10 protein-coding genes are annotated in these 16,624 nt (G+C 45.8%); 4 read left to right on the forward strand and 6 right to left on the reverse strand.

The annotated features are described in order from the left end of the window. Positions 1 to 67 precede the first annotated feature (67 nt). Positions 68 to 493, reverse strand: a complete 426-nt coding sequence (locus H8B06_RS10870) for a Dabb family protein (protein WP_190994310.1) — start codon at positions 491 to 493, stop codon at positions 68 to 70. 98 nt (positions 494 to 591) lie between these two features. Next, positions 592 to 2,046 carry a decarboxylating NADP(+)-dependent phosphogluconate dehydrogenase gene (gnd, locus tag H8B06_RS10875; protein ID WP_190994311.1) on the reverse strand — a complete coding sequence of 485 codons (1,455 nt, stop codon included), beginning with the start codon at positions 2,044 to 2,046 and terminating at the stop codon, positions 592 to 594. Positions 2,047 to 2,160: 114 nt separating this feature from the next. On the opposite strand from gnd, the gene surE reads away from it, so the two are divergent. Together surE and H8B06_RS10885 are read left to right on the forward strand one after the other, a co-directional pair. Further along, positions 2,161 to 2,943 carry a 5'/3'-nucleotidase SurE gene (gene surE / locus H8B06_RS10880; protein WP_190994312.1) on the forward strand — a complete coding sequence of 261 codons (783 nt, stop codon included), beginning with the start codon at positions 2,161 to 2,163 and terminating at the stop codon, positions 2,941 to 2,943. Continuing rightward, positions 2,940 to 3,212 (forward strand): hypothetical protein, encoded by a 273-nt coding sequence (locus tag H8B06_RS10885; RefSeq protein WP_190994313.1) that lies wholly within the window; start codon positions 2,940 to 2,942, stop codon positions 3,210 to 3,212. The genes surE and H8B06_RS10885 overlap by 4 nt, the downstream gene beginning before the upstream one ends. Here the strand turns inward: H8B06_RS10885 and H8B06_RS10890 are convergent. Genes H8B06_RS10890 through H8B06_RS10905 form a run of 4 tightly spaced genes read right to left on the reverse strand, consistent with a single transcriptional unit; the run spans position 3,203 to position 11,530 of the window. Further along, positions 3,203 to 7,312, reverse strand: coding sequence for a hybrid sensor histidine kinase/response regulator transcription factor (locus H8B06_RS10890; RefSeq protein WP_190994314.1), 4,110 nt, complete (start codon positions 7,310 to 7,312; stop codon positions 3,203 to 3,205). The genes H8B06_RS10885 and H8B06_RS10890 overlap by 10 nt on opposite strands. A gap of 37 nt (positions 7,313 to 7,349) precedes the next feature. Next, positions 7,350 to 8,756 (reverse strand): sialate O-acetylesterase, encoded by a 1,407-nt coding sequence (locus H8B06_RS10895; RefSeq protein WP_190994315.1) that lies wholly within the window; start codon positions 8,754 to 8,756, stop codon positions 7,350 to 7,352. A 21-nt stretch (positions 8,757 to 8,777) separates the two neighbouring features. Then, positions 8,778 to 9,956, reverse strand: coding sequence for a glycoside hydrolase family 88 protein (locus tag H8B06_RS10900; protein WP_190994316.1), 1,179 nt, complete (start codon positions 9,954 to 9,956; stop codon positions 8,778 to 8,780). Between the two features lie 59 nt (positions 9,957 to 10,015). Continuing rightward, positions 10,016 to 11,530 carry a sulfatase gene (locus tag H8B06_RS10905; protein ID WP_190994317.1) on the reverse strand — a complete coding sequence of 505 codons (1,515 nt, stop codon included), beginning with the start codon at positions 11,528 to 11,530 and terminating at the stop codon, positions 10,016 to 10,018. A 333-nt stretch (positions 11,531 to 11,863) separates the two neighbouring features. On the opposite strand from H8B06_RS10905, the gene H8B06_RS10910 reads away from it, so the two are divergent. Together H8B06_RS10910 and H8B06_RS10915 are read left to right on the forward strand one after the other, a co-directional pair. After that, positions 11,864 to 13,468 (forward strand): hypothetical protein, encoded by a 1,605-nt coding sequence (locus H8B06_RS10910; RefSeq protein ID WP_190994318.1) that lies wholly within the window; start codon positions 11,864 to 11,866, stop codon positions 13,466 to 13,468. Positions 13,469 to 13,493: 25 nt separating this feature from the next. Beyond that, positions 13,494 to 16,616 (forward strand): SusC/RagA family TonB-linked outer membrane protein, encoded by a 3,123-nt coding sequence (locus H8B06_RS10915; protein ID WP_190994319.1) that lies wholly within the window; start codon positions 13,494 to 13,496, stop codon positions 16,614 to 16,616. Positions 16,617 to 16,624: the final 8 nt, after the last annotated feature.

Here is a 16,624-nt window from a genome sequence, read left to right on the forward strand (position 1 = left end):
ATTAAACTGATAAATGGTCTAAGTTAACATTTAAAGTGCATGTAAAAGCAGGTATCTTCGGAAACGTTTACATAATGATGGTGTCCCTAACCTGCACTTCTGTCCAATATTTGCTGTATTGTTCCGCGGCAGCGGTATGCGTAGGATGCGTTTCGTAGGTGTTGATGTCATCCATGTTCTGGAAGGTAACGAGCAAATTGTAGTGGAAGGAATTGTCTACCACGGAACGCGGATTGGTAGGAGCCGGTTTTCCGTATTGCAAGGTTTGCACACCAGGCACTTTGCGCAGCTCCGCAAAAAAGTTCAGGAAATCCTGCTCTTCTTCCTCGGTAATATCGTCTTTTAACCAAAAATATACACTATGTAAAATGGTACCATTGGCGATCGTGTTGGTCGACTCTGCACCTTCTTCAACCGAGGAGGCACAGGATGTAAACAATGTGCCGGTTAAACCTGCGGCAGTAACTGATTTTAAAAAATTTCTTCTTTCCATGGTCATGATTTTTAACGAAAGATACGGGTTTATATTTAAAAAAATGCGCTGAGGAAGCCCCAGCGCATGAAATGAAAAATCTAAATAAAATTTTAGACTTATACGTCGTAGGTTGTGGAGGAAGTCTCCCCACCGCGACCTGTCCAGTTGGTATGGAAAAACTCACCACGTGGCTTGTCAAGGCGCTCGTAAGTATGCGCTCCGAAATAGTCACGCTGTGCTTGCAACAGGTTTGCCGGCAGGCGCTCGCAACGATAGCCATCGTAGTAGATCAATCCGGCACTGAGGCAAGGAACAGGAATACCGTTGGTAACCGCCGTAGCGACCACCCGGCGCCAGCCGTGCTGTGCTGTTTGAATTTTATCTTTGAAGAAATCATCCAGAATCAGGTTTTGCAATGCCGGATTTTTATCAAAGGCTTCTTTGATCTTGCTTAAGAATGCAGAACGGATGATACATCCCTCGCGCCACATGAGCGCAATACTGCCGTAGTTCAGTTCCCAGCCAAATTCCTTGGCAGCCGCGGCCATCATTTGATATCCCTGTGCGTAGGAAATAACTTTAGCCGCATATAACGCGTCGCGTAGATCATTGATGAACGCTTGGCGGTCCCCATCGAAAGATGGCTTTGGCCCTTCTAACACCTTAGAAGCTGCTACACGCTCATCTTTCAGTGCCGATAAACAACGTGCAAATACCGACTCGGCAATAAGCGTAAGCGGTATGCCCAGATCAAGCGCTACCGTTCCTGTCCATTTACCGGTACCTTTTTGTCCGGCGGTATCAAGAATTTTGTCCACTAGCGGCTCACCGTCTTCATCCTTAAATGCTAAGATGTCACGGGTAATCTCAATCAGGTAGCTATCCAGCTCACCTTCATTCCATTCCTTGAACACTTCATGCATCTGATCGGGTGTCATACCCAGCACATCTTTCATGATGTGATAAGTTTCGTTGATCAGCTGCATATCGCCATATTCAATACCGTTGTGCACCATTTTCACAAAATGTCCTGCGCCGCCGGAACCTACCCAGTCGCAGCACGGCGAACCATCGGCAACTTTTGCAGCAATCGACTGAAAAATTGGCTTTACGGCAGGCCATGCTGCCGAAGAACCGCCTGGCATGATCGATGGCCCCAATAATGCACCTTCTTCACCGCCCGACACGCCGGTTCCGATATAATACAAACCTTTGCTTTCTACATATTTAGTTCGCCGCTCGGTATCCGGAAAATGGGAGTTTCCGCCGTCGATGATGATATCGCCTTCATCCAGATGTGGAATCAGCAGCTCGATGAAGTCATCAACAGGTTTACCGGCTTTTACCATTAACATCACTTTCCGCGGACTTTTTAACGACTGGATCAAATCTTCGATGGAAGTAGCTCCATAGATGTTTTTACCCTTTGCACGACCGTTGACAAAATGTTCTACCTTGTCTACTGTACGGTTGTAAGCAGACACATGGAAGCCTTTGCTTTCCATATTTAAGATAAGGTTTTCCCCCATAACGGCGATACCAATGACGCCTATATCTGATTTTTGTTGCATATCTGTTTTAATTGACTTCCAAAGTTATACTTTACGTATACAAGAACAAATAGAAAAATGATGAATTTTGTATAAATTAAGCAAAAAAAAGAACATAAACCTTATTTTAGCCCTATGGCAAAAAAGAAACCGACGATTTTGGTCGTCAACGATGATGGCATTACTGCTCCCGGAATCAAGGTGTTGCTGGAAGAAATGCAAAAAATAGGTCATGTCGTTGTAGTGGCTCCTGACAGTCCGCAATCCGGGATGGGGCACGCCATTACCATTGGCAAGCCGCTCCGCTTGGATAAAATCGATTTGTATGAAGGTGTGGAGATGTATAAATGCTCTGGCACGCCGGTAGACTGTGTTAAGCTTGCCGTAAATAAAATTTTTAAAGGTAAGAAGCCGGATCTGTGCGTATCGGGCATCAACCACGGATTAAATTATTCGATCAACGTTTTATATTCGGGGACAATGTCTGCTGCCGTAGAAGGGGCCATAGAGGATATCCCCTCGATTGGATTCTCTTTGGATGATTTTTCCCATCATGCCGATTTTTCCCATTGCCGACCTTATGTAAGAGCTATAGCACAGCAGGTGCTGGATCACGGATTGCAAAAAGCCACCTTATTGAATGTTAATTTCCCCCATATTAGTAAGGATTTAAAAGGGATAAAAATATGTAGACAGGCCACCGCTAAATGGTTTGAGGAGTTTGACGAGCGTCAGGATCCCTACGGCAGAGAATATTTTTGGATGACGGGTAAATTTCAATTGTTGGACAGAGGAGAGGATACCGATGCCTCTGCATTGAGCAATGGCTACGTTTCTATTGTGCCGACGCAATTTGATATGACCGCGCATCATACCATCACAGAACTAAATTCCTGGAGTTTTGATGTGAAAAAATGAAGAATAACTTTTGGGTAGGAGTGGCATTAGGTGTTATTTTTCCGTTGCTAGCTCATTTAGCGACAATCTTTACGACCATTCAAACGTCTTTATTTATACAAAAGCCTATCGCTTTATATGTAATTGCTGCTACCATAAACCTTATTTCGGTTCGTTTTTTATACCGTAACGAAAAAGAAGCTACAGCTAATGGCGTTGTGTTGGCTACATTTTTAGCGATGATTGTCTTGGTCGTGTTTATGCGGGAGATGGTGTTTTCCTATGCTTGATGTTTTTTCTCTTGGTGTTGTTTTTTATATTCCGAAGGCGTAACCTTATATAATTCTTTAAAACTCTCCCGGAAATACTTGAGGTCGTTGAAACCGACTTCGTAAGCTACCTGTGACACATTCATTGGTGTATGGGTAATCAGTGTGCTTGCTTTCTTAAGCCGGATGAGCCGAATAAAAGTAGAAAGATTTTGACCAGTAAGCGCTTTGAGTTTCGTATAGATAACCGTGCGGCTCATATTCATCTGGTCGATGAATGCACTAACGTTGAAATCCGGGTTGCTGATATGCTGCTCCACAACAGAAATTGCTTTATCCAAAAAAAGCTCATCGGGCGAAGATATAGTCAGCTTCTTGGGCTCCAATATAGTATCCTGTTTAAATTTGCGGACCAGATTGGCTCTTGTTTTTAATAAATTGTCTACCCTAAGCGCTAAAATTTCTGCATTAAAGGGTTTGGTAATATAGGCATCTGCTCCCGTACGATAGCCTTTCTCTTGGTGGACCGAGGATGTTTTTGCCGTTAACAATATCACCGGAATATGACTGCAGATCAGCGTTGTTTTGATGTATCGACAGAGTTCAAAACCGTCCATAATCGGCATTTGCACATCGCTGACAATCAGGTCAATAGTTTCTTGATTAGCGATCGCAATAGCATCTTCTCCGTTTTCGGCGGTGAAAACACGGTATTTGTCCTTGAATATTTCTTGAATGAACTTTTGAAGATCGATGTTGTCCTCTACGATCAAGAGTTGTTGCTGGGCATCTTCCAATGGCTCTTCCGGTAAGTCTTCCACTTCTTGTGCTTCTGCTATAGCGTGCAGATCGCTGCCCGTATCTACGTAGTGGAAGTTATCTTCATCAATTGCTGCACGGTCGGTTTCGGTTATACGTTCATTTTTTTCCAGATGCTCGTTCCCGAGCCTTAACAGAATACTGAAGCGGGTGCCCTTATTTTCGGAACTGTTTACGACAATCTTGCCGTGATGCAAGTCGACGAGCCTTTTGCTCAGGGAAAGCCCAATGCCGGATCCCAGGTTCTGTTGCTTATAGGGCAGTTGATAAAACTGTTCAAAGATAAGGTTGAGGTTTTCCTTGGAAATTACCGGACCAAAGTTGAGGATACTGACTTTGACATAATTTACCAATTTGCTTTTTACCCTTTTTGACGTTGTTGATACATATATCGTAATATCGTTGTTATCCTCACTAAACTTAAAAGCATTGGATAATAGGTTAAACAGGATATTTTTCAGCTTGGGCCGATCAAACCATACGAGAATATGGTCATTGCGGGTGATGAGCCGATACTGTATGTTTTTTTTCTCCGCAAGTGCGTCGAAGGAGCTTTTAACCTCTTGTATAAACGGAATAATATCGTTTTTTGTGGCTTGCAAGGTTAACTTCCCGGATTCGCTCTTTCTGAAGTCCAATATCTGATTGACCAACTGCAACAACATTTTCGCATTTTTCAGCATAATATTGTGTTGCTTTTTGATGTAACTGTCACCGAGTTGTCGCAAGACCATCTTTTCAAGCGGGCCGATGATCAGCGTCAGCGGCGTGCGGAAATCGTGGGAGATATCGGTGAACAGCTGTAGCTTGAGCTGGTTGATCTCTTCGGCCCGTTCTTTTTCTTTGCGCTCCTTTACACGAAGGAGGATCAGTTTCCGGATATATAAAAACAGGCCGGTGCATAGCACGGCATAAATTAAATATGCCCACCAGGTTTGCCATGGTGCGGGTAGCACACGTATGTGCAGCGTATCCCCATGTTCGTTCCATATACCGTCATTGTTTGCGCCGATTACCTTAAAGGTATAATTACCTGGTTTGATATTGGTGTACACGGCCCTGCGCTGGTTGCCGATGTAATTCCAGTTTTCGTCATTTCCTTCCAGTTTGTAAGCGAACTCATTTTTCTCGGGTCTCATATAGCTCAGCGATGTGAAGTCTATACTGACGTTGTTTTCGTTATAGGCCAGGTCGATGCTGGTCACCGAGTCAGAAACTGTCGTAAAAAATGCATTGTTTACATCAATATGGGTGATATCGATCGGCGGGACGAAGGTATTTTGTCGCAGGTCGTTCGGGTTGAAGAAAGTTAGCCCGTTAGTACCACCGAAAAACAGTTCTTTTTTTCTGCTTTTGAAAAAAGAACCGTAATTGAACTCGTTTCCCTGAAGACCATCGGATTGGCTATAGTTCTTAATCGTGTTGGAGGTTGTTTCTATCTGGCTGAGACCGTTGTTGGTACTTATCCAGATTCTGCCACTACCATCTGAAAGAATGCCATAGATAATATCATTAGGAAGTCCGTCTTTTGTGCTGTAAGACTTCGTCGTTTTATCTTTCGGATTATAGATATGGAGCCCCTGACCTTCTGTTCCTATCCAATAACGATCGGACCGATCGACGAATATACAGTTGATATAGAGTGGAGCTGTGTTCTCATCCAGTTCTTTGATCGGTACGGAACGCAGTTGTTTGGTTTGGATATGGACCGTTTCCAGGCCGTTATTTCCGCCAACTAACAACAGGTTCGGATCATCTGTCTGGGTGATGCTCATCACGGTCTTGATCTCCTTGTCGACTTTTGAAAGCATCTTTCGCTGTGTATCGTAGAAGATCAGTCCACCGGTTAATGTGCCGATCCAGATATTACCGTTACGGTCCTCAAATAGGGTAAGCACCTTATAGGCTTTCAGCGAAATATTCTGATCGGGGGCGAAATCAATGTGCTGAAATTTAAGCGGACTTTGCCGGAGATTTAAAAAATCAAGCCCACCATCGTGCATACCGACCCAGATGTTACCGTTGCGGTCGGTGATAACCGATTTTATATTATTGGCACTAAGGCTGCTAAGGTTTTGAGGGTTGTGCTTATGGTAAGTGAACTTTTTGGTATGCCGGTTATAGACGTTCAGCCCGCCCCCTTCGGTGCCGATCCAGAGGTTTCCGTCCGCATCTTCTGTTATACCGCTGACGACCTTGTAGTTCAGCTTGTTGTCAGTATTGCCGGAGTAGATGTTCTTAAAGGTATTGTTGCCTTGGTTGTAGTAATTAACGCCGTCTGCCCAAGTGCCTATCCACATGTCGCCACGGGAGTCCCGTATGATTCTATAAATAGAGTTCTGACTTAAACTGCTGGTGTTTTCAGGATCGTGTACGATATGTTTGAGTTCTTGACGATCCGCACTCAGGATGTAAAGACCAGCATAGCTGCCTATCCACAGGTTGCCGACACGGTCTTCGCAAAGGGTACGCGTGGACGTGGTGATTGCCTTTTTTTGTTCGAACTCGAAATCTACAAAACGTCCGGTGGCACGGTCGTAACGTGCCAGCCCTAATTCGTAGCCCAGCCACAACGTATGCTTTTGGTCCATAAAGAGTGTCGGCAATCCATTGAGATGTATATGGCTATTACCCGCTTTTTGTGGGTAATCAAGACGTCTGAACGTTCCGCTTTTTAGGTTATAAACATCGATGTATCTGGCGTTGCAGATCCAGATATTACCCGCTTTGTCCTTAAAGAACGATCGCAGGTTATTATCGCTCAACGTATTCGGCTGTCTGGGTCGATGTTGGATTTTCTTAATTTTATCGGTACGAAGATCGATCTGGATAATCCCGTTTTCGGTGGCAACCCATAGCAGCCGGTCGCTTATCTGGATGATACCCCGCACCAGATTGTCCGCAACAGCATGGGGGGAATCGGAAAATAAGTAACGGGTAAAGCGATCTGTTACCGGATCATATTTATTCAAACCTCTCTCGGTGCCGACCCAAAGTCCGCCATCGCGGTCTTCGTATATGGCGTGTATATTGCTGTTACTTAAGCTGTGGAGGTCGGTCGTGGTATGCCGATAGACCACAAACTTTTGCCCGTCGAATTTATTTAAACCGTCCCTCGTTCCGAACCAAATATACCCCTTCCTGTCTTGGATGATGTCTGCCACGGACCGCTGCGACAGCCCGTTGACAGAATTGAAATGTTGGAAGACAAGGTCTTTAGGCAAGCCTCCTGGGCGCTGGCTAAAAGCAATAGCGTGGAACCCGACGAGAAAACAGACGATGGCAAAGTAGTAAATTCTCATTGGCGAGGAGGTTTACTGCGAATGTAATAAAAACTTCTTAATTCCAGTTGTCTGTTCTAAAGGAAGGAGCCGGTAGACCAAAAACGTTGAAAAGACAGCCTTCGGCATAGTTCTTCCAAGCGTATCTGACCGCCACAGGCTTGGAGACGACATTACTATAAACGGTCAAACTTCCTTTTTGTATGTTTGCTACAGCGGGGTGAAAAACCTGATCCTCGCCCGCAATTTCGAAATGTTTGAGTTCTTTGTTGAAGCTGCAGACTCCGCCCGGAGCATAATCAAAATGAATCTGCGCTTTATTCCCAACGACGTCCATTGATTTGAAGATGGGACCGCTATGCTGAATGCCCTTATAACCATAGGTATCAGCAAGCGCCCAATAGGCCAGACGTTGGCTTACTTCCTGTTTATGGGCCGGATGGATGCAGTTTTCTTCTCCGATATCCATGGTTACGACCATGCCGGTGTTAGGTGTGTTTTGCCATGTTTTTAGCTGTGCTTCCCGTAAGAAAGCCGCGTTGACACCGTTACCGTAGTTGAAAGGCGCAATTTGGACGAAGTAAAATGGGAAATCCCCTTGTCTCCACTCCTTACGCCAGCTGCTGATCATCGCTTGAAAATAGGTTTGGTATAGTTCAGCTTTGTTTCTATTGGATTCTCCCTGGTACCAGATCGCCCCTTTCATCCCATAAGGGATCAACGGATGAATCATCGCATTGAATAAAGCCGAAGGTGAATTTACGGTGATGTTAGCAGGTTCCTTAATAGAAGTATAGTCAAATCCGTTGGAAGTTAAGGTTTCCTTGTTTGTCCAGGCTTCTACACGCGTGCCGCCAACACTGCTGCAGATAATACCGACGGGAATTTTAAGCTTCTCCTGTAATATTTTGCCGTACATATACGCTACGGCGCTGAATTTGGCCACATTGCCCGGATCGGCGCTCTTCCATATACCTGTACAGGTATCCAAAGGGATGGCGCTGCTATTTCGTTTTACATGAAATAAGCGTAGATTTTCGTTTTCGCTGTTTAGGATGAGTTCATTGGCGCCGATAACGGGTTGCCCGGCGAAGCCTGCCAAGGGCATTTCCATATTCGATTGCCCCGAACAAAGCCAAACCTCACCTAATAAGACATCTTTTAAGCTTATGGAACGGCTCCCTTGAACCTGTAGGGTATAAGGACCGCCACCGGCAATCGTTTTGATCGTCGTTTTCCAGGTGCCGTCTGCATTTGTGGTCACGCTGGCCCATTCCCCCCAACTCGCCTCAATCTTTATTGCGGTATGGGGTTTGTCGGTGCCCCATATCGCAACATCGGCGTGCTGCTGAAGTACCATGTGGTCGCCGAATAACGAATTAAGTTTGGTCTGTGCACGAAGGTTATGGAAACCGTTCAAGGACAATACCAAAAGAAACAAGAGTATACTTTTTGGGCTTTTCATCGCTGCATGTTTTATAACGTTCTACAACCCTCTTTCTTTTAATCGGGATAGCGCCTCAATATAGTAATAATCCGCATAATTCAGCGGTACATCGATTTCATTGCCATGCGGAATACTTCCCACGCTATGCTTTAAAATAAAATTACCGTTCTCTCCGGTCTTTGCGGTATAGGTGTCGCTTGCCAGAGAGTCGAGAATATGCTGCGCGGAAGCTAGGTATTTATCATCGGTATAGGAACTTAATTCCAATAGGGCAGACGCAAGAATTGCACCCGAGGAGGCATCCCGGATTTCGTTCGGAATATTGGGTGCGTCGAAATCCCAATAAGGGACGCCGTCTTCCGGATAGTTCGGATGGTTGAGTATAAAAGCTGCTATTTTCTCTGCGAAGTCGAGGTACTTTTTGTCCTTGGTATAGCGGTAGCACATGGTGTAGCCGTATAGGGCCCAAGCCTGCCCGCGTGCCCACGCGCTTTCATCGGAATAACCTTGCGCGGTTATCTGATGGGCCACTTTTCCCGTCTCGAGGTCATAGTCCACTACGTGAAAAGAGCTGCCATCGGGCCTGAAATGGTTTGCCATGGTGGTATTGGCATGTGCAACAGCGATTTTTCGATAGCTGCTGTCCCCGGTGATATTGCTGGCTTCAAAGAGCATCTCCAGATTCATCATGTTATCGATAATGACCGGGAACTTCCAACCCCGCTCAGCTTGCCATCCGTGATCAACATCCCAGCTCTGGATGCAGCCCACCGTATCGTTAAATCGTGTAGACAAGGCTCGTGCTGCGTCAAGCAAAACCTGTTTGTATCGTTCTTCTTTTGTTATTCGGTATGCTTTGCCGTAAGAGTTGTTAAAAATGAAGCCCAGATCATGATCGGTTGTCAGATCCTTATGGGATTCGAACAATTGCTGCGAAGCTTCGGCGGCCTCTTTCCATTTTTTATCGTTGGTGTGCTCATACAACATCCAACAGGTCCCTGGCCAAAATCCTTCCGTCCAATCATAAGAAGATTGTATCCAATGGATATGGCCATCTTTGGTTAAAGTCCGGGGATTTTTATGCTCGTTCAGCGCGGCTGTACGCAGCATAGAAAGCTGCTTTTCGCTTTTTTCCAGTAATGCTTTGCTGCTATCGTCAGTATGGCAGCTAGAAAACGCTAAGGAACATAAAAGCAAGGTTGACGTGATTATCTTCATTCTGATGTCTAGTTATTTTAAAGTGATGTGTTTGTTGTCAATCAATTAGTGATGCTTGGTTATTGCCGCTCTTCGAGTAAGCCGTTTAAAAGTGATTCCAGACGGCGCACCTCGGCCTCGTATTTCTTGGATTTAGCTAAATTCTTCGTATCGAGCCTACTTTCGGTGTGGTCATACAATTCCTTTGCGATAATATGGTTGGGGTTTTTATAATATTGCCAACGGGTAAAGCGGTAGCGGCCATCGGTAATGGAATAGCCCATAATTTCCCGGCTTGGCGGTGTTCCAGGATATGTTTTTCCTTTCGGCCACTGACTCATGGCGACTTCCTTCACCCGGACCCCCGGGTTGTTTAGTATCGGAACAAGACTTTTTCCTTGCAGGTGATCTGGCGCCTGAATGCCTGTAAGTTCACAGAGGGTCGGGTAGATATCGAGTAACTCTACTACGGAGAAGCTTCTGTTACCGTTCGTCTGGTCCGGATTACGGATGATCAGTGGCGCGCGGGTATCCAGCTCCGCGTTCGAGTGCTTGCACCACATACCATACTCACCGAGTTTATAGCCATGGTCGCCCCATAATACCACAATCGTATTTTCGCGTAAACCGTTCTTTTCGAGGGCGTCTAAAAGTTTGCCAACCTGGGCATCGACGAAGCTGACGGAAGCGTGATATCCTTGGATGAGATTCCGAGCGATACTGTCCGGAAGTGTGCCTTTTTCTTTAAATGGAGCAATACCATGGTATGTTGCTAATTCTCCAGACCATTTTATAAAAGCTTGGTTATACATGCCGCTCGGCTCTTGCTGGCTCGGAATAGCGATATCCAATGGGTCATATAGGTCCCAATAGCTGGAAGGAGCAACAAAAGGTAAATGGGTCGCGGTGAAACCTACGCCCAAGAAGAAGGGTTGATCCTGATCTTTTAGCGCTTCGATACGTTCCACTGCGATGGCGGCTACCCGGCCATCGGATAAATTTTCTTCGGCAGCATGCGAACGATAATAAGGAAGGACCTTTCCGTTGAGTTTTGGAAGGCTAGACTCCAGGCCCGTCGTATCGCCATGATTTATTTTGGGAAGCGCGTCGAGCTCTCCCCGATAATTCCATACCGTGGTCCACGACTGCTGATCGTTCTTGTTGCCATGTCCGACATGGTATATTTTACCGACGTTTTCGGAAATATAGTCATTTTCTTTAAACAGTTGTGGTAGCGTTACAACATCGGGTACCGTCGTTCTGAAAAAGGTTCCGAGATCGTATATTTGCATCGCATCGGGGCGGAGGCCGGTCAGCACACTATTTCTGGAGGGTGCGCAAACAGCTTGTTGACAATAGGCATTTTCGAAAAGATTTCCTTGCTGGGCTAGTTTATCGATATGTGGTGTTTTCACCTGTGTCATACCGTAGCAAGCTAGTTCTGGCCGTAAGTCATCGATGGCGATAAATAAAATATTTTTCTTTTTATGGGACGTGTTTCTATTTTGTTGGGCGTTTGCGCAAGGTGTAGCATATACACACGCTAAAACAAGCAAAGGTCGGATAAAAAAGTCTATGATATGGTTTCTTTTCATGTACTTAACGTTTGTTAGCAACGAAACAAATTAAAAAAAAAAAAGCTGGACGCATGGGGGGATAAATGTCGGAATGTAAGGTGTTAAATGTCGGCGGCATTTTAACGATCAACGTACGCAGCAAGTAATTTATTGCTAAATCGATGTTCTTTCTGAAGAAGAGCAGGAGGATAAAATACCCCCTCAATTTAGACGCTTTACCCCCGCTGTAGCGCACATTGTTTATTGATATTTGCAACAGACAGTTATTAAAACCATTCATTAAATTAAAAAACAGTTATAAAACTAAAAGAGGTATCTGTAGAGGTGCTAACTTTTATAAACGATTTGATCATGAAAAATAAAACACGGCTTTTATTCCTACTTTGCTGCTGGGTGATAGTCCCCTTCTCTTGTAAGGAAGATTTTAGGACCAACCCACCAGGAGCTCCCTACGATCTACGGTATGTAAGTGTTGGTAACGCCCGGGAGGGCGGCCAGATTGTGACGGCTCCACCCACGGTACAGACCGGCGGGCTGACGCCAAAGTTTGAGTTGGTTGGTATCTCGCGGAGCGACGGCTCCTCTCTGGACGATACCTATCAGCAATATGTACGTATCGGTGAGAGCCATGTGGTAGATATTCCCATTAGCCCAGATGCAGGTTATGTGGATGAATATGGAAACCCACTTACTTTTTTTGCTTCGGAGAACACAGCGAGCAATGGTATTATTACGGTAGCTGCCGGGCACACTTTTACCGCCGGCGACTACTATTTTGATATTAAGGTAACAACACAGGATGGTGCCACCAAGTACGAAACGGTATTTAAGAAAGCATTTCATTTGAACGTCGGTCCGCTATTGCCGACAAATCTTGTTTATACACCGAAAAACCAAAATTTGGTGTATGGTCAAACGGATAGTAAAACCTCGGCTCCGCTTCTGCCGAGCGCTAATCCAGATGTGACCTACGAGCTGGCAACAGAAGAAGATAAGTTGGTCATTGATGGTAAAACAGGAGAGGTTTCCCTTTCCCCAAATTATGTCTATTCAGATTACGATACGTTGACGCCTGTCGTGCGTGTTGTCAGCAATATTACTGGCGAAGAGGTTTTGTTCGACGGGAAGCTGACCACCATCATCACCGACCGCCCGGAAGTCATGCCGCGAGAAACGATTTATTTGTTTTATCCTACCCTGCGGACGTCCGGATCGTATCCTACCGGAGGTGACGGTTTCACGGTGCAGGTTATTCAACGCGGCATCGGCGATGATATCTGGGGTGAAATTGATAATAGTTCAGGCCGGGCGTTCGTCGCACCACCCGAACGACCGCGGGAAAACACCACGCAGACAATACTCGAAAACCAGCTACATAATGGATCAAACGCTACCACTCCAACGACAAGCTGGATGGTCACCAACACGCAGGATTTAACACCGTTTGAATACGGTTACGAGCTATCTTTTGACTATTATTATATGCCACACTTCCAGACCTACATGGCAGATGGTAGGACACCTGCGGATATGGAGGTGTACATTTCTACAGACTATACCGGAGGCACTATTCAAGACGCCAATGGCAATTGGTTGAACGGCACCTGGACGCAAGTCAACGATGTGATGCGTTGTCAACGCTCCGAAGGCACGGCGGGCAGCAATTCCGCGGGATCGCCTTGGGGACCAGTGTTTATCGGCACACCTTATCCTGGAGACCAAAAGGGTGTTGATCCAGATGGGCGTAAGCGGCCAGAGCTGGGCACCTTCTACGGTAAGTGGGTAAAATGTACCTATGCTATTCCAGTCGAACAGGTTTCTACAACCTTTACCGTAGCTTTTAAAATTGCTTCTTATTTCGAAGGAGAACTACTAAACAACGCATCCGCACCGGGACGAGGGGGGATTTTCTTCCTTTCAGATTTCCATTACAGAGCGGTAGAACCAGAAAACTAAATTATTGGATATTAAGTAAGAAAATATGAGGAGTAACGTATATATTATACTAATTATCAGTGTCCTTTTCGCTTTTTCCGCACAGGCGCAGCAAAGTGTGAAGGGCACAGTAAAAGAGGCAAATGGAATGCCGATCGGAGGCGTCAGTGTTTCTATAAAAGGGAAAACAGGCGGATCAACCACGACCGAGCAGGGAACGTATATCATTAATAACGTGCCCTCCGATGCGATATTGATTTTTTCTTCCCTCGGATTTCGCCGAGAGGAACAGGCCGTCCTCGGTCGGCAGCAGATCGACATGGTGTTGGAGGTGGAAGATGTGAAGCTGGAGGAAGTGGTGATCGGCTACGATGTGATCCGAAAGGAGGATCTAACGGGTTCGGTAGCTAGTGTCAACACCAAGCAACTTGCGGAAGCACCGGCAGCCAACTTCGACCAAGCGTTGGCGGGTCGGGTGGCAGGAGTACAGGTGACTTCACAGGATGGCACGCCTGGGGCACCTTTGCAGATCGTGATCCGGGGGGGGAATTCCATAACCGGTGACAACTCTCCGCTTTACGTGGTGGACGGTGTGCCATTGGAGGGATTTGATCCGGGTACCATCAATACGCGCGATATTAAGAGTTTTGATATCCTGAAAGATGCTTCTGCCACTGCTATCTACGGTTCGCGGGGTGCAAATGGCGTTGTCGTGATCAATACCTATGGTGGGAATAACGACGGACGTACCGATGTAGACATCCGTTCGTCGGCCTGGTTTGAACATATCCCCACCCGTCTGGATGTGATGAACCCTTACGAGTATGTGATCTATCAGCAAAAAATGGCGTATGCCAATGACAACTATGTGCCAGGGACCAACGTAGAGTTTTTTAACCGACGATATGTGGATCCGGAATTATACCGCGATGTAGAAGGTATCAACTGGCAAGATGAGATATTCAGGTCGACGAACTCGACGAATCAGTCGCTTTCGTTGCGCGGAGGCAACAGCAAAACGACGTTCTTATATAGCGGAAACTTCGTGAACCAACAAGGAACACTGATCGAGACAAATTTCCGGAAAATCAACAACCGGTTGAAATTTACACACAAAATCGCACCTAACTTTGAAGCAAATGTGCAATTGGAGTACAGTCGGAACAACCATGATGGACAGATAGCGTCTGGAAATTCACGGCACAGTATTATCCGTGATGCGATATCTTTCCGCCCCTTGACGCCGATCAACTGGACAGACAGCGATGAGGCTGGCGTAGAAGATACTGACCCTTATCTTCTTAACCCCGTTCGCAGAATGCAGAGTACCGATCGCTTTCGACTCGACGATGTACTGGGCGGTACGCTCGGTTTTAATTATGATATAACGAGGAAACTGACGCTGAGCATGATGGGTAATTATCGAGCAAGTCTCCGCGAAACGACTACGTTCCACAAACGAGACTCTTATGAAGCAACGCGTACTAGTCGAGGAATCAACGGTTCGTTGACGAACAATCGCTGGGATGTGTTGTCAACGTCCAATACATTGCGGTATAAAGACCAGATTGGTAAACACAATTACGGCGTATTGGCTGGACTCGAGGCGCAGTACAATACATCAAAGTTCAATAGCTTACAGAACACTAACTTGCCTACCGATGAGTTTGGTATCTATAACTTAGGTATTGCGACTGGATCGACCATTGCCAGTACGGACTATTCCAGGAATTCGTTGTTTTCGGTCTTTGGAAGGGTAAACTATACGTACGACAACAAATATTTACTGACCGCAACGATGCGTACAGATGGCTCTTCTAAGTTTCGTACAGCCAACCGCTGGGGTTATTTCCCTTCATTTTCGCTCGCATGGCGCCTTTCGGAGGAATCTTTCATCAAACCGATTGAAGCAATCACCGATCTTAAGCTTCGTGGTGGCTGGGGCGCTACGGGAAATAACCGTGTAGGGGATTTCGTGGCATACAACCTTTTTAGTGTCAACTCGAATAGCGGCTATATACTGGGCGCCAACCAGAGCTATGTTCCTGGAGCCTTTCAGAGCAACATGGCCGTGCCTGATCTTCGATGGGAAAAAACGGAACAAACGAATATCGGGTTGGATCTACAGCTTCTCAGGCGGTATAATTTGACGGTAGATATCTACCAGAAAAATACGGTAGATTTGTTGTTGGCAGCCGATATGGCGCCAAGCACCGGCTTTGCCCGTGTTCAACAAAATGTCGGCGAAGTTTCCAATAGAGGGATAGAATTTACATTAGAGTCTCAAAACATTCGGAATGCCAATTTCACTTGGAGCACCAATTTTAATATTTCCTTCAACCGGACCAAAACGATACAATTGAACAGTGGTCAGAAGGAGATTCGTACCGATCCACAATGGGATGTGCAGTTCATGCAGACAGAGTACCAATACATCACCGAAGTCGGTCAGCCGGTGGGTATGATGTATGGCTTCGTATTCGACGGACTTTATCAGATGGACGATTTCAGCTTCCAAAATGGAACATACACCCTTAAGGAGGGAATTCCGACGCATGTGAGTGTTACTAAGCCGGGCATGGTACGGTTTAAGGATGTGAATGGTGACGGGATCATTAATCAGGACGACCGGACGATTATCGGTAATCCACACCCTAAGCATACCGGAGGATTGTTCAATAATTTCCAGTACAAGGCGTTCGATTTGCAGTTTCTACTGCAATGGGCCTATGGATTCGATCTATTGAATGGAAACCAGTCGGAATATGGAAATATATACCAGACTAGCAGAAATGGACTGAAGTCACTAACGAACTTCTGGACACCGACAAATCCGGATACCGAGATCGGCGGTATGCGATTCGACGGTACGAACTTGTTAACACCCTTCGGGTACAAGTTGGATTCAAGGCATATACAGGATGGTTCCTACCTCAAGCTAAAGACGGTTTCCTTCGGTTATAATCTTCCCGAGGATTTGGTATCGCGCGTACGTATGAAGCGATGTAGAGTATCGTTATCCGCGCAGAACTTACTAACCTTGACAAAGTATGAGGGTTATGACCCCGATGTGTCTGTAGGAAGATTTGGGGCATTAACCCCCGGCTTGGATTACTCTGCTTATCCGCAGAGCATGACGATATCGGCCGGACTGGAACTTTCTTTTTAATCGATTAT

The sequence above is a fragment of the Sphingobacterium micropteri genome (genome assembly GCF_014692515.1).
GTDB lineage: Bacteria > Bacteroidota > Bacteroidia > Sphingobacteriales > Sphingobacteriaceae > Sphingobacterium > Sphingobacterium micropteri.